This is a genomic window from Kitasatospora gansuensis (assembly GCF_014203705.1).
GTDB lineage: Bacteria > Actinomycetota > Actinomycetes > Streptomycetales > Streptomycetaceae > Kitasatospora > Kitasatospora gansuensis.
Genome location: NZ_JACHJR010000001.1, coordinates 954,077 through 973,196, shown reverse-complemented (window position 1 = coordinate 973,196; position 19,120 = coordinate 954,077). Strand labels below are relative to the sequence as shown.

The 19,120-nt window shown below is 73.2% G+C and carries 16 protein-coding genes, 7 tRNA genes and 1 pseudogene; 14 read left to right on the top strand and 10 right to left on the bottom strand.

Annotation, left to right across the window (positions count from 1 at the left end):
- Positions 1-326 precede the first annotated feature (326 nt).
- From cobT to F4556_RS04475, 7 genes are all read left to right on the top strand, one after another.
- The gene (cobT, locus tag F4556_RS04505; protein ID WP_184911791.1) at positions 327-3,560 is read left to right on the top strand and encodes a nicotinate-nucleotide--dimethylbenzimidazole phosphoribosyltransferase; all 3,234 of its coding nucleotides are present in this window, start codon (positions 327-329) and stop codon (positions 3,558-3,560) included.
- Between the two features lie 103 nt (positions 3,561-3,663).
- On the top strand, positions 3,664-4,908 hold the full coding sequence (cobA, locus tag F4556_RS04500) for a uroporphyrinogen-III C-methyltransferase (protein WP_184911789.1): 1,245 nt from the start codon (positions 3,664-3,666) through the stop codon (positions 4,906-4,908).
- 79 nt (positions 4,909-4,987) lie between these two features.
- On the top strand, positions 4,988-5,815 hold the full coding sequence (locus F4556_RS04495) for an alpha/beta fold hydrolase (protein ID WP_184911788.1): 828 nt from the start codon (positions 4,988-4,990) through the stop codon (positions 5,813-5,815).
- Positions 5,816-5,846: 31 nt separating this feature from the next.
- Complete coding sequence (locus F4556_RS04490; RefSeq protein WP_184911779.1) at positions 5,847-6,653, top strand: TrmH family RNA methyltransferase; 807 nt, start codon at positions 5,847-5,849, stop codon at positions 6,651-6,653.
- A gap of 94 nt (positions 6,654-6,747) precedes the next feature.
- Positions 6,748-7,446: a TetR/AcrR family transcriptional regulator gene (locus F4556_RS04485; RefSeq protein WP_184911778.1), complete on the top strand. Its 699-nt coding sequence runs from the start codon at positions 6,748-6,750 to the stop codon at positions 7,444-7,446.
- Complete coding sequence (locus tag F4556_RS04480; protein WP_184911777.1) at positions 7,443-8,567, top strand: FAD-dependent oxidoreductase; 1,125 nt, start codon at positions 7,443-7,445, stop codon at positions 8,565-8,567. Before F4556_RS04485 ends, F4556_RS04480 begins: the two co-directional genes overlap by 4 nt.
- 147 nt (positions 8,568-8,714) lie before the next feature.
- Positions 8,715-9,095: a VOC family protein gene (locus tag F4556_RS04475; protein ID WP_184911775.1), complete on the top strand. Its 381-nt coding sequence runs from the start codon at positions 8,715-8,717 to the stop codon at positions 9,093-9,095.
- A 624-nt stretch (positions 9,096-9,719) separates the two neighbouring features.
- Here F4556_RS04475 and F4556_RS04470 read toward each other — a convergent pair.
- A pseudogene (locus F4556_RS04470) lies at positions 9,720-10,877 on the bottom strand (serine/threonine-protein kinase); the annotation flags it as partial.
- Between the two features lie 431 nt (positions 10,878-11,308).
- Between F4556_RS04470 and F4556_RS04465 the strand changes: the two are divergent.
- Positions 11,309-11,512, top strand: a complete 204-nt coding sequence (locus F4556_RS04465; RefSeq protein ID WP_246510964.1) for a hypothetical protein — start codon at positions 11,309-11,311, stop codon at positions 11,510-11,512.
- A gap of 213 nt (positions 11,513-11,725) precedes the next feature.
- Here F4556_RS04465 and F4556_RS04460 read toward each other — a convergent pair.
- The 5 genes from F4556_RS04460 to F4556_RS04440 all read right to left on the bottom strand — a co-directional run bounded on the left by F4556_RS04460 (position 11,726) and on the right by F4556_RS04440 (position 12,250).
- Positions 11,726-11,797 (bottom strand) — tRNA-Val (locus F4556_RS04460).
- Between the two features lie 43 nt (positions 11,798-11,840).
- Positions 11,841-11,912 (bottom strand) — tRNA-Val (locus F4556_RS04455).
- Between the two features lie 43 nt (positions 11,913-11,955).
- Positions 11,956-12,027 (bottom strand) — tRNA-Val (locus tag F4556_RS04450).
- Between the two features lie 33 nt (positions 12,028-12,060).
- Positions 12,061-12,134 (bottom strand) — tRNA-Cys (locus F4556_RS04445).
- A 43-nt stretch (positions 12,135-12,177) separates the two neighbouring features.
- Positions 12,178-12,250, bottom strand: a tRNA-Gly gene (locus F4556_RS04440).
- Between the two features lie 301 nt (positions 12,251-12,551).
- Here F4556_RS04440 and F4556_RS04435 point away from each other — a divergent pair.
- The 3 genes from F4556_RS04435 (at position 12,552) to F4556_RS04425 (ending at position 15,442) form a co-directional block, all read left to right on the top strand.
- Positions 12,552-13,601: a chorismate-binding protein gene (locus F4556_RS04435; protein ID WP_184924271.1), complete on the top strand. Its 1,050-nt coding sequence runs from the start codon at positions 12,552-12,554 to the stop codon at positions 13,599-13,601.
- Positions 13,601-14,416 (top strand): aminotransferase class IV, encoded by an 816-nt coding sequence (locus F4556_RS04430; protein WP_376775654.1) that lies wholly within the window; start codon positions 13,601-13,603, stop codon positions 14,414-14,416. The genes F4556_RS04435 and F4556_RS04430 overlap by 1 nt, the downstream gene beginning before the upstream one ends.
- A gap of 183 nt (positions 14,417-14,599) precedes the next feature.
- Positions 14,600-15,442 (top strand): GNAT family N-acetyltransferase, encoded by an 843-nt coding sequence (locus tag F4556_RS04425; protein WP_184911773.1) that lies wholly within the window; start codon positions 14,600-14,602, stop codon positions 15,440-15,442.
- A 14-nt stretch (positions 15,443-15,456) separates the two neighbouring features.
- Here the strand turns inward: F4556_RS04425 and F4556_RS04420 are convergent, their stop codons facing one another.
- The 3 genes from F4556_RS04420 to F4556_RS04410 form a co-directional block, all read right to left on the bottom strand.
- Positions 15,457-15,960: a DsbA family protein gene (locus F4556_RS04420; RefSeq protein ID WP_184911772.1), complete on the bottom strand. Its 504-nt coding sequence runs from the start codon at positions 15,958-15,960 to the stop codon at positions 15,457-15,459.
- 50 nt (positions 15,961-16,010) lie between these two features.
- Positions 16,011-16,577, bottom strand: a complete 567-nt coding sequence (locus F4556_RS04415) for a CGNR zinc finger domain-containing protein (RefSeq protein WP_184911771.1) — start codon at positions 16,575-16,577, stop codon at positions 16,011-16,013.
- A 253-nt stretch (positions 16,578-16,830) separates the two neighbouring features.
- Entirely contained in the window at positions 16,831-17,244 is a 414-nt protein-coding gene (locus tag F4556_RS04410; protein WP_030056266.1) for an SsgA family sporulation/cell division regulator, read from the bottom strand.
- 195 nt (positions 17,245-17,439) lie between these two features.
- On the opposite strand from F4556_RS04410, the gene F4556_RS04405 reads away from it, so the two are divergent.
- The 3 genes from F4556_RS04405 (at position 17,440) to F4556_RS04395 (ending at position 18,247) form a co-directional block, all read left to right on the top strand.
- The gene (locus F4556_RS04405; protein WP_184911769.1) at positions 17,440-17,874 is read left to right on the top strand and encodes a TIGR02611 family protein; all 435 of its coding nucleotides are present in this window, start codon (positions 17,440-17,442) and stop codon (positions 17,872-17,874) included.
- 55 nt (positions 17,875-17,929) lie between these two features.
- Positions 17,930-18,001 (top strand) — tRNA-Val (locus F4556_RS04400).
- Positions 18,002-18,175: 174 nt separating this feature from the next.
- Positions 18,176-18,247 (top strand) — tRNA-Val (locus tag F4556_RS04395).
- A 61-nt stretch (positions 18,248-18,308) separates the two neighbouring features.
- Here F4556_RS04395 and F4556_RS04390 read toward each other — a convergent pair.
- Positions 18,309-19,082: an exonuclease domain-containing protein gene (locus F4556_RS04390; RefSeq protein ID WP_184911768.1), complete on the bottom strand. Its 774-nt coding sequence runs from the start codon at positions 19,080-19,082 to the stop codon at positions 18,309-18,311.
- Between the last annotated feature and the right edge of the window lie 38 nt (positions 19,083-19,120).

Below are 19,120 nucleotides of genomic sequence, written 5' to 3'. Positions count from 1 at the left end.
AGTTCGTCCTGTCTGCCACCTTTCTGACGTGGCGGAACCCACAGGCCGGAGCGGTCCCGGACATTCGACGTGGAGCAGGTCGGCCCGGAAGAATGCCATCGGGTCCGGTGCGGTCGTGCCGGTTGTCCCGGGCTGTCGTTGTTTCTGATGGTGCGCCACCCCTCCCACGGGCAGCGCACCGGTCCGGAGCACGGCACGGCGGACGCCGGTCCTGAGGACGGACGGATGAACGGGCGGGAGCACGGCCCGCCCCGAGCGGAGAATTGGGCGCGGCGGTCGGCGATCACCGCGCCAAGGGTGCGGCAGCGCCCGGAAGGAGCTTTGAGATGACCGATGGCGGCCACGTCCTCAGCGAGGGCCTGCCCGAGCACCTGCTCGGCGGCGCCGACCCGCTCGGCCGCCCGGAGGGCGTCCCGACGCCGGGTGCCGAACCCCACCCCGCCTACACCTTCCTGGACCAGCCCGACGGGCTGGACGAGGACGAGGACGTCCTGCTGATGCCGGGCCCGCAGGTGTCCTGGGGCGACGCGGCCGTCCACGGTGCGGTCGAGACGGTCGTGGTGAACGAGCCCGCCGCCGCCTCCCCGCTGGGCGACACCATGACCCTGCGCACGATCGAGGAGCCCCCGGCCGCCCCGGTCGGCCAGCCGGTCGAGCCCTCCTGGCCGCCGCTCACCCCGCCCGCCGTGGGCGTGCCCGCGACGGTTGCAGAACCGGTTGCTCAGCCCGCTCCCGAAACCCTCGGCCAGCCGCTCGGCCAGCCCGTGGCCCAGCCCGCCGCGCAGGCGCAGGTGACGGCCCCTCAGCCGCCGCGCCGCCCGCTGCACGCCGGCCCGCCGATCCCGGACCCCTCGCTGATGACCGGCCACGTGCCGGTCCGCTCGCTCGCCGACCGGGGCCCCTCGGGGAGCACTCCCGCGTACGGCGTGCCGATCGTGCCCGCGCCGGTGATGGTCCCGCCGATGCCCGTGCCCGCTCCGGTGGCGGCTCCGGTCCAGCCCGAGCCGGTCGTGGCCGTCGAGCCCGTGGTCGCGGAGCCGATCGCGGTCGAGGTCCCGGTCGTCGAGCCGGTCGCGGTCGAGCCGGTCGCCGTCGAGGTCCCGGTCGAGCAGCCCGTCGAACCGGTGGTGATCGAGCCCGTGATCGCGGAGCCGGTCGCCGTCGAGATCCCGGCCGAGCCCGTGGTCGTCGAGGCCCCGGTCGCCGAGCCGATCGCGGTCGAGCCGTTGGCCGTCGAGGTGCCCGCCGAGCTGCCGGTCGTCGAGCCGATCGCCGTCGAGGTCCCGGCCGAGCCCGCCGTGGTCGAAGCCATCGCCGTCGAGCCCGTGGTCACCGAGCCCATCGCGGTCGAGCTCATCGCCGCCGAGCCGATCGCCGTCGAGCCCGTGGCGGTGGAGGTCCCGGCCGAGCCCGTCGCGATCCCCGCCCAGGCCGCCGCGCCCGTGCGCCAGCCCGGCCGGATCTCCGCGTTCCTGGCCGCCCCGGCCCCGCACGGTCTGCCGACCGTCGAGGCCGAGCCCCGGCCGGAGGCCGTCCCGTCCGCCGAGACCGTCAGCGGCGAACTGACGCCCGCTTCCTTCCCGGTCCAGCTCCAGGAGCAGCCCGAGCCCGAGCTGCCCGAGCTGACGGCCGTTCAGCCCGAGCCGGTGGCCGAGACCCCCGCACCGCAGCCCGACCCCCAGCCCCAGCCCGATCTCCAGCCCGAGCCGGTCGCCCCCGAGGCACAGCCCGAGCCCGAACCGGTCGTGGCACAGGTCGAAGCCGAGCCCGAAGCCGAGAGCGAGCCCGAGATCGACACCGAGCGCCCGCCCGCCGCCCCCGGCTACGACGAGGCCGGCCGCGACGCCGTCCACCAGGTGATCCGCGAGCGCCGCGACATCCGCAACGGCTTCCGCTCCGACCCGATCCCGCACGAGGTGCTGATCCGGGTCCTGGAGGCCGCCCACACCGCGCCCAGCGTCGGCTACTCGCAGCCGTGGGACTTCGTGGTGATCCGCTCGGCCAAGACCCGCCGCAGGATGCACGAACTGGCGGAGCGTCAGCGCGAGGCGTACGCCGACTCGCTGCCCAAGGCGCGGGCCAAGCAGTTCAAGGAAATCAAGATCGAGGCCATCCTCGACACCCCGGTGAACATCGTGGTCACCGCCGACCGCACCCGGGGCGGCCGGCACACCCTGGGCCGCCACACCCAGCCGCAGATGGCCCCGTACTCGGCCGCCCTGGCGGTCGAGAACCTCTGGCTGGCCGCCCGCGCCGAGGGCCTGGGCGTCGGCTGGGTGAGCTTCTTCGACGAGGAGGAGATGGTCCGCGAGCTGGGCCTGCCCGACCACCTGGACGTGGTCGCGTACCTCTGCGTCGGGTACGTGGACTCGTTCCCCGAGGAGCCCGAGCTCCAGCAGCAGGGCTGGGCCAAGAAGCGGCCGCTGTCCTGGGTGGTGCACGAGGAGCAGTACGGCAACCGCGCGCTGCCCGGCGAGGAGCCGTCCAGCCTGCTCGCCGACACCCTGCGCGGGATCCGCCCGTTGGACGCCAAGGCGCTCGGCGAGGCGTGGGACCGGCTGAAGCGGATGACCAAGCCGGCCGGTTCGCTCGGCATGCTGGAGATCATCGCCGCCCAGCTGAGCGGCCTGTCCCGGAAGTGCCCGCCGCCGATCCCGGAGCCCGGCTGCGTGGCGATCTTCGCGGGTGACCACGGCGTGCACGCCCAGGGCGTCACCCCGTGGCCGCAGGAGGTCACCGCCCAGATGGTGGCGAACTTCCTGGCCGGGGGAGCGGTGGTCAACGCCTTCGCCGCCCAGGTCGGCGCCGAGGTCTGCGTGGTCGACGTCGGCGTCGCCGCCGAGCTGCCCGAGCCGATCCAGCAGGGCCGGACCACCGGCCTGCTGCCGCGCAAGGTCAAGCCCGGCACCGACGACATGACGCAGGGTCCGGCGATGAGCCGGGACGAGGCGCTGAAGGCGATCGAGGTCGGCATCGAGACCGCCCGCGACCTGGTCGCGGCCGGCAACAAGGTGCTGATCACCGGCGACATGGGCATCGCCAACACCACCGCCTCCTCCGCCCTGATCGCGGTCTTCGCGGGCGTGGACCCGGCCGAGGTGACCGGTCGCGGCACCGGTATCGACGACGAGACGCACGCCCGGAAGATCGAGGTCATCCGCCGCGCCCTGACGCTGCACCAGCCGGACCCGTCCGACCCGATCGGCGTACTGGCCGCGGTCGGCGGTCTGGAGCACGCGGCGATCGCGGGCTTCCTGCTCGGCGCCGCCTCGCTGCGCACCCCGGTGATCCTGGACGGCGTGATCGCCGGTTCGGCCGCACTGGTCGCCAAGGCCATCGCCCCCGAGGTGCTGGCCGCCTGCATCGCCGGGCACCGCTCGGCCGAGCCCGGCCACCAGGCCGCGCTGGCCAAGCTCGGCCTGCGCCCGCTGATCGAGCTGGACCTGCGGCTCGGCGAGGGCACCGGCGCACTGCTGGCCCTCCCGCTGGTGCAGAGTGCGGCCCGGGCGATGCACGATGTAGCCACCTTCGACTCCGCCGGCGTCACCGAGAAGAACTGACACTCCAGCAGTACCCCGTACCGGCCCGAGGGCGCGCCGGTGCGGGGTCGTGCCGCCGTATCACCGTAAAACCCTCTCCTCCCCGCCCCCAGGAGCACCGCCGATGACCACCGCGCCCAACCCCCACCCCAGCACCGAGGGCCGCACCCCCTACCCCGTCGGCCTGCTGCTCACCGGCCGCCGGGTCGTCGTGGTCGGCGGCGGCCAGGTCGCCCAGCGCCGGCTGCCCGCCCTGATCGCGGCCGGTGCGGACATCCAGCTGATATCGCCCGCCACCACCCCCGCCGTGCAGGCGATGGCCGACGCGGGCGAGCTCACCTGGCACCGGCGGGGCTACGCCGAGGGTGACCTCGCCGACACCTGGTACGCGCTGGTCGCCACCGACGACCCGGCCGTCAACGCCGCCGTCTCCGCCGAGGCCGAGCGCCTGCGGGTGTTCTGCGCCCGCAGCGACGACGCCTCCGCCGCCACCGCTTGGACCCCCGCCTCCGGCCGGGACGGCGGCGCCACCGTCTCGGTGCTCACCGGCGACCCCCGGCACTCGGCCGCGCTGCGCAACTCCATCGTCGAGGGCCTGCGCGACGGCTCGCTGGCGGCCCGTCAGTTCCGCGCCCACCCGGCGGGCGTCGCCCTGGTCGGCGGCGGCCCCGGCGACCCCGACCTGATCACCGTGCGCGGCCGCCGGCTGCTGGCCGACGCGGACGTGGTGGTCGCCGACCGGCTCGCCCCGCGCGAGCTGCTCGCCGAGCTCCCGCCGCACGTCGAGGTGATCGACGCCTCCAAGATCCCGTACGGCCGCTACATGGCCCAGGAGGCGATCAACCAGACCCTGATCGACCACGCCAAGGCCGGTCGCTTCGTGGTCCGCCTCAAGGGCGGCGACCCGTACGTCTTCGGCCGGGGCGGCGAGGAACTGCTGGCCTGCGTCGAGGCGGGCATCCCGGTCACCGTGGTGCCCGGCATCTCCAGCTCGATCAGCGTCCCGGCGGCGGTCGGCATCCCGGTCACCCACCGGGGCATGACGCACGAGTTCACCGTGATCTCCGGCCACGTCGGCCCGGACGAGCGCTCGCTGACCAACTGGGACGCCGCCGCCCGGATGACCGGCACCCTGGTGCTGCTGATGGCGGTCGACAAGATCGGCGCCATCGCCGCCCGCCTGATCGAGGCCGGCCGCTCCGCCGACACCCCCGTCGCCGTGGTCCAGGAGGGCACCACCGCCGCCCAGCGCCGGGTGGACGCCACCCTCGCCACGGTCGGCGAGGTGGTGACGGTCGAACAGATCAAGCCCCCGGCCGTGATCGTGATCGGCGACGTGGTCAACGTCCTCGGCCAGAGCATGACCTGACGGGTAATCGACCGGGTGGGTGCCGTCCGCCAGCATGGTGATCACACCGCAGGACACCCCAGCAGGGAGGGCACCCACCATGCCGTACTTCGAGACCGCCGACGGAACCCGCCTGCACTTCGCCGACTGGGGCCCGGCCGACGGCCGGACCCTGGTGTTCACCAGCGGCGCCTACTTCGGCGCCGAGATGTGGGAGCACCAGATGCTCCCGCTGGCCACCGAGGGCTTCCGCTGCGTGGCCCTGGAACGGCGCGGCCACGGCCGGTCGGAGAACTGCTGGACCGGCTACGACCTGGACACCCTGGCCGAGGACCTGGCCGCACTGCTGGACCACCTGGACCTGACCGAGGTCACCCTGGTGGGCCACTCGGTCGGCACTGCCGAGGTCGTCCGCTGCCTGACCAGGTACGGCAGTGACCGGGTGGCCGGGGCCGTCCTGGTGGCCGGCCCGGTGCCGGGCATCGTGCGGTCGGCGGACCTCCCGGAGGGGATGGACCCGGCCGTGATCGAGGCCGCCAACGCGACCATGAGCGCCGACCGGGCGAAGTTCTTCCACGCCATCAGGGACCCGTTCTTCGGGGTCGGCCTGCCCGGCGTGGAGATCTCGCCCGAGCACATGGAGTACCTGATCGGCGCGGCCCTGACCGCGACCCCGAAGGCCGTCCGGGAGGTCTCCGACCTGTTGGTCACCCTGGACCTGACCGCCGAGCTGCCGAAGATCGACGTCCCGGTCCTGGTCGTGCACGGCACCCACGACGTCTGGAACCCGGTCGAGCTGACCGGCCGGCGCTCGGCCGAGCTGATCCCCGACAGCACCCTGACGGTCTACCAGGACGCCGCTCACGGCCTGTTCGCCACCCACGCGGCCCGGCTCACCGATGACCTGCGCGCGTTCGCCGCGCGGTGAGCCGCCCGGCCGATGTGCCAAGATCGACGTCGTGGCCGAACCAGAAACCATCACCGATCCCGCCGACCCCCGGCTCGCCGACTACACCGGGCTGACCGACGTCGAGCTGCGGCGACGCCGCGAGCCGGCCGAGGGGCTGTTCATCGCCGAGGGGGAGAAGGTGATCCGCCGGGCGGTGGCGGCCGGGTTCCGGATGCGTTCGATGCTGCTCACCCCGAAGTGGCTCGACGTGATGGCCGACGTGATCACCGACACCCCGGCCCCCGTCCACGTGGTCGAACCGGGCCTGGCCGAGGCCGTCACCGGCTACCACGTGCACCGGGGCGCGCTCGCCTCGATGGAGCGCAAGCCGCTGCCGACCGCCCCCGAACTCCTCGCCACCGCCCGCCGGGTGGCGATCCTGGAGGGCCTGGTCGACCACACCAACCTCGGGGCGATCTTCCGCAGCGCCGCTGCCCTCGGGATGGACGCGGTACTGCTCTCCCCGGACTGCGCCGACCCGCTGTACCGACGGGCCGTCAAGGTCTCGATGGGCGCGGTCTTCGCGGTCCCGTACGCCCGGCTCGACCTGTGGCCCGCCGCACTGGGGACCGTCCGCGAGGCGGGCTTCGAGCTGCTCGCGCTCACCCCCTCCGGCGCCGACGACCTGCCCGCCGCCGCCCCGCACCTGATCCCGAAGGCCGCCGTCATGCTCGGCGCCGAGGGCGACGGCCTGACCGACAAGGCCCTCGCCGCCGCCGACCGCCGGGTCCGGATCCCGATGGCGCACGGGATCGACTCGCTGAACGTCGGCGCGGCCGCTGCCGTCACCTTCTACGCCGTGAACGCCGGGGTCTGACCGGAACGCCGGGCGCCCGGCGTTCCGTGCACTCATCGACGAACATGTTCGTCACGTCCTTGTTCGGAGCGAACATGTTCGTTACCGTGGAGGCATGACCCCGCACACCGAACCCCGCAGCCGCCGGGAGCGCCCCGCCAAGCCGGCCCTCAGCCGGGCCGGCATCCTGGCCGCCGCCATGGAGATCATGCGGGCCGAGGGCCTGCCCAAGGTCACCATGCGCCGCCTCGCCCAGGAACTCGACACCGGCCCGGCCTCGCTCTACGTCTACGTCGCCAACACCGCCGAGCTGCACGCGGCCATCCTGGACGAACTGCTCGGCACCCTCGCCGCCCCGGCCGAGGGCGGCTGGCACGAGCGCCTCGAAGCGCTGCTCACCGAGTACACCACCGTGCTGTTCGCCCACCCGGCGCTGGCCCGTTCGGCGCTGGTGGCCCGCCCGAGCGGCCCGCACTACCTGGGGCTGATCGAGACCCTGCTGACCCTGCTGGCGCAGGGCGGGGTGCCGGACCGTCAGGCCGCCTGGGGCGTGGACGTGCTGCTCCAGTACGCCACCGCCACGGCGGCCGAGCACGCCACCCGGGGCGAGACGGCCGACACTCGGGACGAGTGGGACGCGCTGACCCGCGCCCTGCACGGCGCCGAGGAACGGACCCACCCGCGGACCGCCGCCCTCGCCGCCGAGCTGCTCTCCGGCACGCCACAGCAGCGGCTCTCCTGGGGCCTCCGGGTCCAGATCGCCGGGGTGCTGCACACCCCGGCGCCCCAATCCACCGAAGGAGCGACCTCATGACCACCCATCACCCGATCGCGATCGTCGGAGCCGGCCTCGGCGGCCTGACCCTGGCCCGCGTCCTGCACGTGCACGGCATCCCCGCCGCGGTCCACGACCTGGAGTCCTCCCCGGCGGCCCGGGGCCAGGGCGGCATGCTGGACATCCACGAGGAGTCCGGCCAGGCCGCGCTGCGCGCTGCCGGACTGCACGAGGAGTTCCGCGCGCTGGTGCTGCCCGGCGGTGAGGCGATGCGAGTGCTGGACCGTCAGGCCGTGGTCCACCTGGCCGAGCAGGACGACGGCACCCACGGCCGCCCCGAGGTGGACCGCGGCCAACTGCGCGACCTGCTGCTCGGCTCGCTGCCCGAGGGCACCGTGCGCTGGGGCGCCAAGGTCACCGAGGTCCGCGCGGGCGACGGCCGGCACGAGGTGACCCTCGCCGACGGGAGCGGCTTCACCACCGACCTGCTGATCGGCGCCGACGGCGCGTGGTCGAAGGTCCGCCCGCTGCTCTCCGCTGCCCGCCCCGCGTACACCGGCGTCACGATGGTCGAGCTCGACCTGCTGGACGCGGACGCCCGGCACCCGGCGGCCGCCGCCGTGGTCGGTGGCGGCATGCTGTTCGCGCTCGGCGCGGGCCGGGGCTTCCTGGCCCACCGGGAGGCCGACGGCAGCCTGCACGTCTACGCGAGCCTCAAGGCCCCGGTGACCTGGCCGGACGCCGTCGACTTCGCCGACACCGACGCGGCCAAGGCGGCGGTCCTGGCGGAGTTCGCCGACTGGGACGAGAGCCTGCGCGCGCTGATCACCGACGCGGACGGCGCGCTGACGCCCCGGGCCATCCACGCCCTGCCGGTCGGCCACCACTGGGACCGGGTCCCCGGTGTCACCCTGCTCGGGGACGCGGCCCACCTGATGTCCCCGTTCGCGGGGGAGGGGGCCAACCTCGCGATGCTCGACGGCGCCGAGCTCGGCCTCGCGCTGGCGGCCCGGCCGGAGGACCACGAGGCGGCCCTCGCGGCGTACGAGCAGGCGATGTTCCCGCGCGCCGAGGCAGCGGCCGCGGCGTCGGCCGAGAGCCTGGTGGTGTGCTTCCAGGACGATGCGCCGCTGGGCTTGCTGAAGCTGTTCGGTGGCTGAACTCGCCGACCGGGCCGTGGAATTGACGGTCAGGCTCGACCTCAGGCGGGCGGCGATCTAGGATCGTCCACAGACGACATCGCGTGCCGGTCACCGACCGGGTGAGGCATGGAGGTGTCGTGAGTGCCCAACGGAGGCATTCCACCCATGGCAGTCCAGCTCAACCACACCATCATCCACGCCCGGGACGCCCGGGAGTCCGCCGAATTCCTCGCGCGCATCCTCGGGTTGGAGATCGGCACCCCCTGGGGCCCGTTCGTCCCGGTCGACACCGCGAACGGCGTCACCCTCGACTTCGCGGCCATCCCGGCCGAGTCGATCGTGATGCAGCACTACGCGTTCCTGGTCTCGGAGGAGGAGTTCACCGCCGCCTTCGAGCGCATCGAGCAGGCGGGGATCAGCTACTACGCGGACCCGCACTTCAAGCAGCCGGGCGAGATCAACCACAACGACGGCGGGCGCGGGGTCTACTTCCTGGACCCGGCGGGCCACGGCATGGAGATCATCACCCGCCCGTACGGCGGCTGACCGACACCACCAGGGGCGGGCGGTGGCTCAGCTGCCGCCCGTCCCGCCGTTGCCGCCCGTCCCGCCGGAGACCCCGGCGCCCGGCCAGGACTCCTCCAACTGCCCGTCCCCGCGCACGGTGTAACGCGTCGTCGAACCGGCACCGGTGTGCGAGACCCGCTCCTCCCTGACCAGCGCGCCGCTCTCGATCCGCCAGGCCGCGGTGGCCTGCGGATCGGCCACCGAGGAGCGGGAGGCCAGCAGGACGGGGGTGTCGGCACTGAAGCCGTACAGCTGCACCAGGTCCACCGGCGCCGAACCCTCGGCCCGGCGCAGCACCACCAGCGCCGCCGGGGCGCCGTGGTAGCGGGCGGGCAGCACGGTGGAGAGGCCGACCTGCACGCCCTCCACCGCCGAACGCCCGTCCCGCAGCCGGATCGCCGGGCCGCCGGACAGGTCGGCGTAGCTGCGGTTGGGCCAGTCCACGGCCGGCAGGGTGACCCCGACGGCGGGGCCGAGCCCGGCGTCGGCGGAGCCCTTGGCCACCGCCGCGAACGGCGCGGCGGGCGGCTGGGCGCCGTCGATCGAGACCGAGACCGGCGAGCCGGTCGCGCTCGCCCTCGGCGCCGGGTGCATGCCCTGGTTGCTGCGGCTCTCGCAGCCCTGGGCCGCCGCGATGGCCAGCGCCACCCCGACGGTGACGGTCACGAAGACCACCAGCCGTTGCCGGAGCAGCCGGCGCCTGGCCTCGGCGGGGCGGCCGGGCAGGGTGTGCTGACGCTCCCGTGGGGAGCCGCCCTGGCGCGGTGGCGGCGGTACGGGACGGCCGTCCTGACGCTCCCTCACCGGTTCGGCGGCCAGTGCCTGCGGCATCGGTGCGGTGGCGGACTGCCGTCCCGGACCGGCCGGGCGGCGGGCCGGCTGTGGCCTGGCGGCGACGGTGGGTGGCGGTGCGGCCCGGCGGGCGGCCGGAGTCAGCAGGGCGCCCCGGGAGGCGAGTTCGGTCAGCCGCTCGTGCAGCGCCGCCGCCCCGGGCCGCTCGGCGGGCTCCTTGGCCAGGCAGGCCCGGACCAGCGGCGCCAGCGAGGGCGGCACGGCGGCGAGATCGGGCTCCTCGTGCACCACCCGGTACAGCATCACCTCGGAGGAGGCGCCGGAGCCGAACGGCGAGTCCCCGGTGAGCGCGTACGCCAGGGTGGCGCCGAAGGCGAACACGTCGGTGGCGGGCGTCACGGCCGCCCCCCTGACCTGCTCGGGCGCCAGGAAGCCGGGGGAGCCGACGGCGGTGCCGACGTGGGTGAGCGTGCTGGCGCCGCGCGACCAGGCGATGCCGAAGTCGATGATCCGCGGGCCCTTGGGGGAGAGCAGGATGTTGGACGGCTTGAGGTCGCGGTGCACCACCCCGGCCTCGTGCACCTTGACCAGCCCGTCGGCCAGCGCGGCGCCGATCCGGGCCGCCTCCGGCCAGGGCAGCGGGCCCTCCTCGCCGACCCGCTTGTACAGCGAGGGCCCGGGGACGTACGCGGTGGCCAGCCAGGGCCGCTCGGTCTCGATGTCGGAGGCGACCACCCGCGCGGTACAGCCGCCCCGGATCTTCGAGGCGGCTGCGATCTCGCGGGCGAACCGGGTGCGGAACTCGGCGTCCTCGGCCAGTTCGGCCCGGATCAGCTTGAGCGCGACCCGCTGCCCCTTGCGGTCCGAGCCGAGGTAGACCACGCCCATCCCGCCGGCGCCGAGCCGACGGTGCAGCCGGTAGGGGCCGACGATGCGGGGGTCCTCACGCCTCAGCCGCATCATCGCCATAGTCAGTTCTTCCTGTCAGCCTGAAGGGTGAGACCCCGTCGGTTGGGCCACCGTCAGAATCCTGTTCCGGCACAGCTTACGGACTCCGTGCTGCGGTGTGCTGATACGCAACACCCGCCGGGCCGGTCGGATTGTCGGATCTGCCCGGACGGCCGCACTGACCAGCGCCGGAGCACCCCCTCGGGGTAGCTCTCAGGGTTGCCTCGGGGATCGCCGCCACCCGGTCTCCCCCTCCGGTAGTAGGCAGGATGCCCCGGCGTCATCCTCGGGGATGCCCACCGAACGGTACGCGGGCATGACGACCCCGTCGGTGGCCCCGCATACCTTTGTTCATAGCGGTGGGCGGCCTACTCGTCCCCCGAGGTGAACCGCCCACCGCATCGACCGACACCAGCTCAGGGCTCAAGACAGAGAAGGCAGGAGCACCGACCATGGCCACCCAGCTCACCGAAGCCGGCCGACGCCGCATCGGTATCCGCCAGGCGCCCGCCCGCTCCGGCGAGCAGGGCACCCGGCACCCCGCGGTGGCCGTGGCCATGGTGCTCCCCTTCGCCGTCGCCCTGCTGATGTTCTTCGGCGGCTGGGAGCACCTGGCGACCCAGACCAGGGCCGTCGCCGATCTGATCGGGCGCTGATCCTCTGGGGAGAGGTCGGCGCCGGCCGGGCGTGCACCGTCAGGGACAACGCGGACGGGCGTGAGGGTGCACGGCACTCCGGCAGCAAGAGCAGGGGTCGGGTAGGGACCGTCGGTGAGGGCGGTCCCTACCCGGCCCCTGCTGCTGTGCCCCCGACTCCTGGACGCAGCAAGGGCCATGATCCGATGTCGGATCACGGCCCTCGAACTGCGGTGCGCGATACTGGGATTGAACCAGTGACCCCTTCCGTGTCAGGGAAGTGCTCTCCCGCTGAGCTAATCGCGCGGGTGGTGGTGCGGTACTGCGGTCGGGCCCCGAGGGGACCGAGTGCGCGATACTGGGATTGAACCAGTGACCCCTTCCGTGTCAGGGAAGTGCTCTCCCGCTGAGCTAATCGCGCGGGTGGTGGTGCGGTACTGCGGTCGGGCCCCGAGAGGTCCGAGTGCGCGATACTGGGATTGAACCAGTGACCCCTTCCGTGTCAGGGAAGTGCTCTCCCGCTGAGCTAATCGCGCGGGGAGGGGCCCTGGCGAACCAGGGACACCTCTTGGAGGTGGAGACGGGATTTGAACCCGTGTACACGGCTTTGCAGGCCGTTGCCTCGCCTCTCGGCCACTCCACCAGGCAACACACACAGAAGAACGATCTTACACTGTTCTCCGTCGAGCGGACGACGAGATTCGAACTCGCGACCCTCACCTTGGCAAGGTGATGCTCTACCAACTGAGCCACGTCCGCCTGTCTCCCGGTCACTTCACCGCTTGTTTGCGGCTCCGTTTCCCGGCGACGTGTTGAACTTTAGCGGATTCCTGGGCCAGCTCAAATTCCGTTCCCGCAGCGTGCCGCCGGGGTGCCCCCGAAGTGGCACCCCGTCAGCTCCCCGGAGGCTCCGGCGCCGACGCCGGACAGCCCCTCCGACCTACACTTCAAGCCACCGCAGTCCCTCCCCGCTCCGCGCCCCGCACCGGGCCGAGCAGCACCGAAACCGCGCAGGAGAACCGTGTCCGGCCGCACCGCACCCCACGCCACCGCCGCCCCGATGGCCCGCTTCGGCGGGCGCCTGGCGACCGGCCTGCGGGAGGTCAGCTCGGACCCGGAGGTGCTGGACGGCTCCGGCTTCTGGGCCGTCGCGTACGACTTCGAGGGCCGGCTGACCTGCGCCCGCTTCGACGAGGTCCGGCCCGACCCGGCCCCGCCGCGGACCGACGGCTGGCTCGGCCCGCACTCCGACAGCTGGCACAGCTCGCTCGACCGGGACGCCTACACGGCGGGCGTGCGCCGGATCCGCGAACACATCGCGGCGGGCGAGGTCTACCAGGCCAACCTCTGCCGGGTGCTCTCCGCGCCGCTGCCCGACCCGGACCGCACCGACATCGACGCGCTCACCGGCCTGCTCGCGCACGGCAACCCCGCGCCGTACGCGGGCACCATCCGGCTGCCCGACCACGGGGTCGAGATCGCCACCGCCTCGCCCGAGCTCTATCTGCGCCAGGATGGCCGCACCATCTCCTCCGGCCCGATCAAGGGCACCGGCCGGACCGAGCACGACCTGCTGGAGAAGGACCACGCCGAGAACGTGATGATCGTGGACCTGGTCCGCAACGACCTCGGCCGGGTCTGCGAGACCGGCAGCGTCACCGTCCCCGACCTCTGCGTGGTGGAGAAGCACCCCGGCCTGGTCCACCTGGTCTCCACCGTCGCGGGCCGGCTGCACGGCGGCGCGGGCTGGGGCGCGCTGTTCGACGCCACCTTCCCGCCCGGCTCGGTCACCGGCGCCCCGAAGTCCAGCGCACTGCGGATCATCGACGCCCTGGAGACCGCCCCGCGCGGCCCCTACTGCGGCGCGATCGGCTGGGTCGACGCCGACCGGGGCGAGGCCGAACTCGCGGTCGGCATCCGGACGTTCTGGATCGACCGGACCTCGGCCGAAGCCCCCGTACTGCGGTTCGGCACCGGCGCCGGCATCACCTGGGGCTCGGACCCCGAACGCGAGTGGGACGAGACCGAACTCAAGGCCGCCCGCCTGGTCGCGATAGCGTCGGGCGACAGTGCCGTGCCCGGCAGGCAGCACCCGAGGAGCAACAACTGATGATCTGGGTCAACGACTCCCTGGTCGACGACGGCAGCGCCGCCGTCTCCGTACTCGACCACGGACTCACCGTCGGCGACGGCGTCTTCGAGACCGTGAAGGCGGTGGACGGGCAGCCCTTCGCGCTCACCCGCCACCTGGACCGGCTCAGCCGCTCCGCCCATGGCCTCGGCCTGACCGCCCCCGACCACGAGCTGGTCCGTGAGGGCGTGGCCCAGGTGCTGGCCGCCAACCCGATGCCGCTCGGCCGGCTCCGGATCACCTGCACCGGCGGCATCTCCCCGCTCGGCTCCGAGCGCGGCACCGACCCGACCACCCTGGTGATCGCGCTCGGCAGTGCCGCCCGTCGGCCGGACACCACGGCCGTCCACACCGTGCCCTGGCGCCGCAACGAGCACAGCGCGGTGGCCGGCCTGAAGACCACCTCGTACGCGGAGAACGTGGTCGCCCTGGCCGCCGCCCACCGGGCCGGCGCCTCGGAGGCGATCTTCGCCAACACCGCCGGGCAGCTCTGCGAGGGGACCGGCTCCAACATCTTCGTGGTGCTCGGCGGCCGACTGCTCACCCCGACCCTCGCCTCCGGCTGCCTGGCCGGCATCACCCGGCAGCTGGTGATCGAGTGGACCGGCGCGGAGGAGACCGACCTCCCGTTCGAGGCACTCGCCGAGGCGGAGGAGGCGTTCCTCACCTCCACCCTGCGCGACGTCCAGGCGATCGCCCGGATCGACGCCCGCGAGCTCCCCGCCCCGGGGCCGGTCACCCTCAAGGCGATGGCCCAGTTCACCGAGCGCGCCGCGGACGACCTCGACCCCTGATCCTGTGCAGGTGCTCCGGTTCTACGGTCAGGGGCTCGGGGAACTGCGACGCCGACCTCGGAAACGTTGCACCTGCGTAGATGGTCAGGCACTTTCGCTTTTTTGACCCGCCAGCCACGAACCGTCGCCGTTCCCCGAGCCCCTGAGGTGGTTGCTCAGTGCTGTTCGGGGAAAGGTCCCCGCATGACCACCACGCTGCGTCCGGAGAGTCCCGAGGAGCCGCTGCCCGGTGAGGGCCGGACCCGGCGGTGGCTGATCTGTGTCAACGGCCGTCCGGTGGGCGGGTTGCGGACCACGTCGCGGCCGTACGGGGAGCAGAGCTGGGGCGAGATCTCCGAGCTGGAGGTCACCGGGGGGCGCCGCCGGGGCCGGGGCACCGTCGGGGCGCTGGCGGCCGAGGAGGTGCTCCGGGGCTGGGGATGCAGCCGGGTGGACGTCACCGTCCCGGCGGGGAACGACGCCGCGCTCGGCCTCGCCGTGACCCTCGGCTACACCGAGCGGATGCTGAACCTGGCCAAGGACCTCTCCCAACTCCCCACGCTGCCAACGGAAGTGACGGTCCGTCCGATCGGCCCCGAGCAGTACGGCGGCTGGCTGGAGCAGGTCAAGGCGGGCTACCAACGGGAGTTGGTCGGCTCCGGTCTCGGCGAGCAGGCCGCCAGGGCCAAGGCGGACGCGGACCACAGGCGACTGCTGCGCGAGGGTCATGCCACCCCGGGCACGGCCCTGCGCGAACTCACGGACGCGCAGGGCACGTTGCTCGGCACCCTGTGGCTGACGCTCCGTCAGGAGATCCAGCCCGACGGAGAACCGCTGGCCTGGGTGATGAGCGTCGCGGTCGAACCGGAGCACCGGGGCCACGGCCACGGCCGCACCCTGATGCTGCTGGCCGAACGCGAGTGCCTGGCGGCCGGAGTACGCAGGCTCGGCCTGAACGTCTTCAGCAGCAACACCGTGGCGGTCCGGCTGTACGAGTCGCTCGGCTACCGGCCCACCCGGCGGGTCATGGGCAAGTCACTCGCCTGACGGACTCGCCTGAATCACTGCCCCGCGCGGGCCGCCTCGATGATCGCGACGATCCGCTCGCGCAGCCCGTCCTGGCTCTTGCCACCGTCCAGCCGCTGCCCGGCGATGACGTACGTCGGGGTGCCGGTGATGCCGATCGCCTTGCCCTCGGCCTGGTCGGCGTCGACCACCAGCATGTGCCGCCCGTCGATCAGGGCCACCTCGACCTCCTCGGCGTCCAGCCCGAGCTCGCCGGCCAGCGCGGTGAGCACCGGCTGCCCGGTCCTGGCCAGCTCGTCGCAGCGGGCCAGCAGGGCCTCGGCGTACGCCCAGCCCTGCCCCTGGGCGAAGGCCTCCTCGGCGGCTTCGGCGGCGGCGTAGGCGTGCTTGTTCTTCTCGAGCGGGAAGTGCCGCAGCTCGATCGTCAGGGCGTCGCCGTACTGCGCGCGCAGCGCCCGTACGTCGTCCAGGGCGGTGCGGCAGTCCGGGCACTGGAGGTCGCACCAGAACTCGAGGCGGGGGAGGGGGGCGTCGGTCATGCCCCCAGTCTTCCATCCGCCGGCCCGCCGTCCGCCGCAGGCTGCCGGGGTCAGCCGGTGGCGACGGTCTCCGCGCGCTGGCGGGCCCGGTACGCGGCGACGTGCAGGCGGTTGCCACAGGTCCGGCTGTCGCAGTAGCGGCGGGAGCGGTTGCGGGAGAGGTCGACGAAGACCCGGGCGCAGTCCGGCGCCTCACAGCGGCGCAGCCGCTCGCGTTCGCCGGCCATCACGATGAAGGCCAGCGCCATGCCCAGTTCGGCCGCCAGGTGGTCGCCCAGGGCGGCGTGCGGGGCGAAGTAGTGGATGTGCCAGTCGTGGTGGTCGTGGTTGGTCAGCCGGGGCGTGGTGCCAGCCGCCGCGACCACCGCGTTGACCAGTTCGGCCGCCTCCTCGGTGGAGGCCGCCGAGAACACCTCGCGCAGCCGGGCCCGGAGCCGGTGGACGGCCGCCAGGTCGGCCGCGGTGAGCGAGTCGACCTCGCTGATCTCGTGCCGGGCGACGAAGGCGCCGAGCGCGGGCAGGTCCGGGAACCGCTCGCTGCCACAGGCATCGGGCGAGGTGTTGAGCAGCTCGACCAGAATGCCCAGCGCGCACTCGGTGTCATGGGTGATCAGCACGTGGGGCTCCTCGCGCGGCGGGGGCCCACGGCCCCGCGTCAATCGTCTCGGTGGACTCTACCGGGAGACCCGGGGCCGGCGCGGCTTGCCGGCCCCGACGGGCGGGGAGCGGAAACGGGCGAAGGCCCCGGCTCGCCCTTGGTGGGGGCGAACCGGGGCCTGGCCCCGAGGCCGCTTGCTGGGCGGCTGTGAGTGCGACCGTGCCCCCGAGTAGGACGGACGCGGTGGCGGGAGGACCCGGACGTCGAGGCGGTCAGCTCTCGGCGAGGATGTGGGACAGTTCCCGGTCGAGGTCGAAGTGACGGTGTTCGGTGCCGGGTGGCACGGCGGCATCGGTGCGCTTGAGGAAAGACTCGAGCGCGCGAGCCGGGGCTTCCAGCAGGGCTTCTCCTTCCGGAGAACTCAGGGCGATGCAGACCACCCCCTGACCGTGGCTGCGCGAGGGCCACACCCGGACGTCGCCGGTACCGGTGGGTCGGTGCAGCCCCTCCGCGAGGAGGTCGCGGGCGAACACCCACTCGACGGTCTCGTCGGCACCCGTATGGAAGGTGGCGTGCACGGCATAGGGGTCGGCAGTGTCGTAGCGCAGGCCCGCGGGGACGGGCAGTGACGACTCGCTGGACACGATGAGGCGCAGGTGCAGCTCGCAGCTGACCGTGGTGTTCATAAGCGCCAGGGCCTTTCGCTCAGTGTGCGCTCGGGGAATCGCACGTCGGCGAACGGACCATCCCACCTGAAAGCCCGGTGTAAACCCGTCTGTCCCGATTCAGGTGCGAGTCGTACCCCTTCCGGCGCATTGCAGAATCGCTACGGCAGCCGGAACGGCCGCACCAGGACTGGGGACTCCGGTAGTTTTCGCCGTATGGCTGTACGAAACGACAATCCCGAGCCCGAGGGCTCGGACCAGGCGCCGGCCGAGACCCCGGACGCCGGCCTCGGATCCAAGGCTCCGCACTTCATCCGACGGTCCCGGCCGCTGCACCTCAGCTGGCAGGTGGCGATCTTCCTGGTCGGCCTCGCGGTGGTCGCGCTCGGCGTGGTGATGCTGCCGCTGCCGGGGCCCGGCTGGGTGGTCATCTTCCTGGGCATGGGCATCTGGGCGACCGAGTTCGTCTGGGCCCAGCTGGTGCTGCGGTGGACCAAGCGCAAGGTGACGGAGGCGGCACAGCGGGCGCTCGACCCCAAGGTGCGCCGCCGCAACATCATCATCACCGGCATCGGCGTGGTGATCATCGCGGGCCTGGGCGGCTGGTACCTGTGGAAGTACGGGCTCACCATGCCCTGGAAGCTGCGCTGACCGCCGGGGGTGTTCGGAGCACCCCACGGCATGCGGTAATGTTTTCCCTGCACCCGGGCGATTAGCTCAGCGGGAGAGCACTTCGTTCACACCGAAGGGGTCACTGGTTCGATCCCAGTATCGCCCACCCGGAATGCACAGAAGACCCCGGCCAATTCAATTGGCCGGGGTCTTCTGGTGTTTCCGTGTTCCGTTCCGCGAGCCGGGCTGATTCCCCCTCAGTCTCCGCGGCCGGTACGGGAGCTGGGGATCCGGTTTGCGGAGTCACCCCCAAGTGGTGCTAGTCTTCTTCTCGTTGCCCGGGCGATTAGCTCAGCGGGAGAGCACTTCGTTCACACCGAAGGGGTCACTGGTTCGATCCCAGTATCGCCCACCCGGAGTCAACATTCAGGCCCTGACCGGAAGTTCGGTCGGGGCCTGAGTCGTTCTCGTCCTCAGGCCGCCGCCTCGCAGCGGTGGTCCAGTGCGAGCCGCCGACCGCAGGCGCAGCGGGCCGGGCGAAGCGGCCAGGCGAAGTCCACCTGTTCCCGGGTGCCCTCGCGGTCGAACCAGTTCTGCAACCCCCGGGCCTGGGCGGCGTGCCAGACCGCCTGACGCAGGTGCAGTTCGGCCGGGGTCAGCGCGCCGAGCGGGCCCGCGTACCGGCGGCCCAGGGCGCGGACCAGGTGCAGGGTGGCGGTCGCGTCGGCGGTGGCGTCGTGCGCGCCGTCCAGTGTCACGCCGTAGTGCGCGCACAGGTCGGTCAGGGTGCGCCGGCCCTTGCGGTAGCGGTCGACGTACTTGTCCATCACCCGGGGGTCCAGCACCAGCAGTTCGGCCCGGCCCAGGCTGTCGGCGAGCGAGAGGCCGCGGTGCCGGCGCAGCTCGCGGTCCAGCAGGGTGAGGTCGAACGGGGCGTTCATCACCACCAACGGCACGTGCGCGAGGGCCTGTTCGGCCAGCGCGCGGGCGATCTCGGCGACCACCACCCGGGGCGGCCGGCCGAAGTCCCTGGCCCGCTGGTCGGTGATGCCGTGCACCTCGCGGGCGGCGTCGGGGATCGGCACCCCGGGATCGGCCAGCCAGCTGAGGGTACGGGCGGGTGCGGTGGGTGTGGCCTGCACCACCAGCGCGGCCGAGACGATCCGGTCGGTCTCGACGTCCACGCCGGTGGTCTCGGTGTCGAAAGAGGCGAGTGGACCCTGGTACCAGGGCTGAGTGTGCGGCACGGCTGCGGCCCCCGATCACCACCTGGCGGTGCCCGGCG

Bases quoted from the DNA above. Each gene is read 5' to 3' on its own strand.
- F4556_RS04405 (WP_184911769.1), top strand. From the start codon at position 17,440: ATGGCTGTACGAAACGACAATCCCGAGCCCGAGGGCTCGGACCAGGCG.
- F4556_RS04425 (WP_184911773.1), top strand. From the start codon at position 14,600: ATGACCACCACGCTGCGTCCGGAGAGTCCCGAGGAGCCGCTGCCCGGT.
- F4556_RS04495 (WP_184911788.1), top strand. From the start codon at position 4,988: ATGCCGTACTTCGAGACCGCCGACGGAACCCGCCTGCACTTCGCCGAC.
- F4556_RS04475 (WP_184911775.1), top strand. From the start codon at position 8,715: ATGGCAGTCCAGCTCAACCACACCATCATCCACGCCCGGGACGCCCGG.
- F4556_RS04465 (WP_246510964.1), top strand. From the start codon at position 11,309: ATGGCCACCCAGCTCACCGAAGCCGGCCGACGCCGCATCGGTATCCGC.
- F4556_RS04435 (WP_184924271.1), top strand. From the start codon at position 12,552: ATGGCCCGCTTCGGCGGGCGCCTGGCGACCGGCCTGCGGGAGGTCAGC.
- cobT (WP_184911791.1), top strand. From the start codon at position 327: ATGACCGATGGCGGCCACGTCCTCAGCGAGGGCCTGCCCGAGCACCTG.
- F4556_RS04480 (WP_184911777.1), top strand. From the start codon at position 7,443: ATGACCACCCATCACCCGATCGCGATCGTCGGAGCCGGCCTCGGCGGC.
- F4556_RS04410 (WP_030056266.1), bottom strand. From the start codon at position 17,244: ATGAACACCACGGTCAGCTGCGAGCTGCACCTGCGCCTCATCGTGTCC.
- F4556_RS04420 (WP_184911772.1), bottom strand. From the start codon at position 15,960: ATGACCGACGCCCCCCTCCCCCGCCTCGAGTTCTGGTGCGACCTCCAG.
- cobA (WP_184911789.1), top strand. From the start codon at position 3,664: ATGACCACCGCGCCCAACCCCCACCCCAGCACCGAGGGCCGCACCCCC.
- F4556_RS04430 (WP_376775654.1), top strand. From the start codon at position 13,601: ATGATCTGGGTCAACGACTCCCTGGTCGACGACGGCAGCGCCGCCGTC.
- F4556_RS04485 (WP_184911778.1), top strand. From the start codon at position 6,748: ATGACCCCGCACACCGAACCCCGCAGCCGCCGGGAGCGCCCCGCCAAG.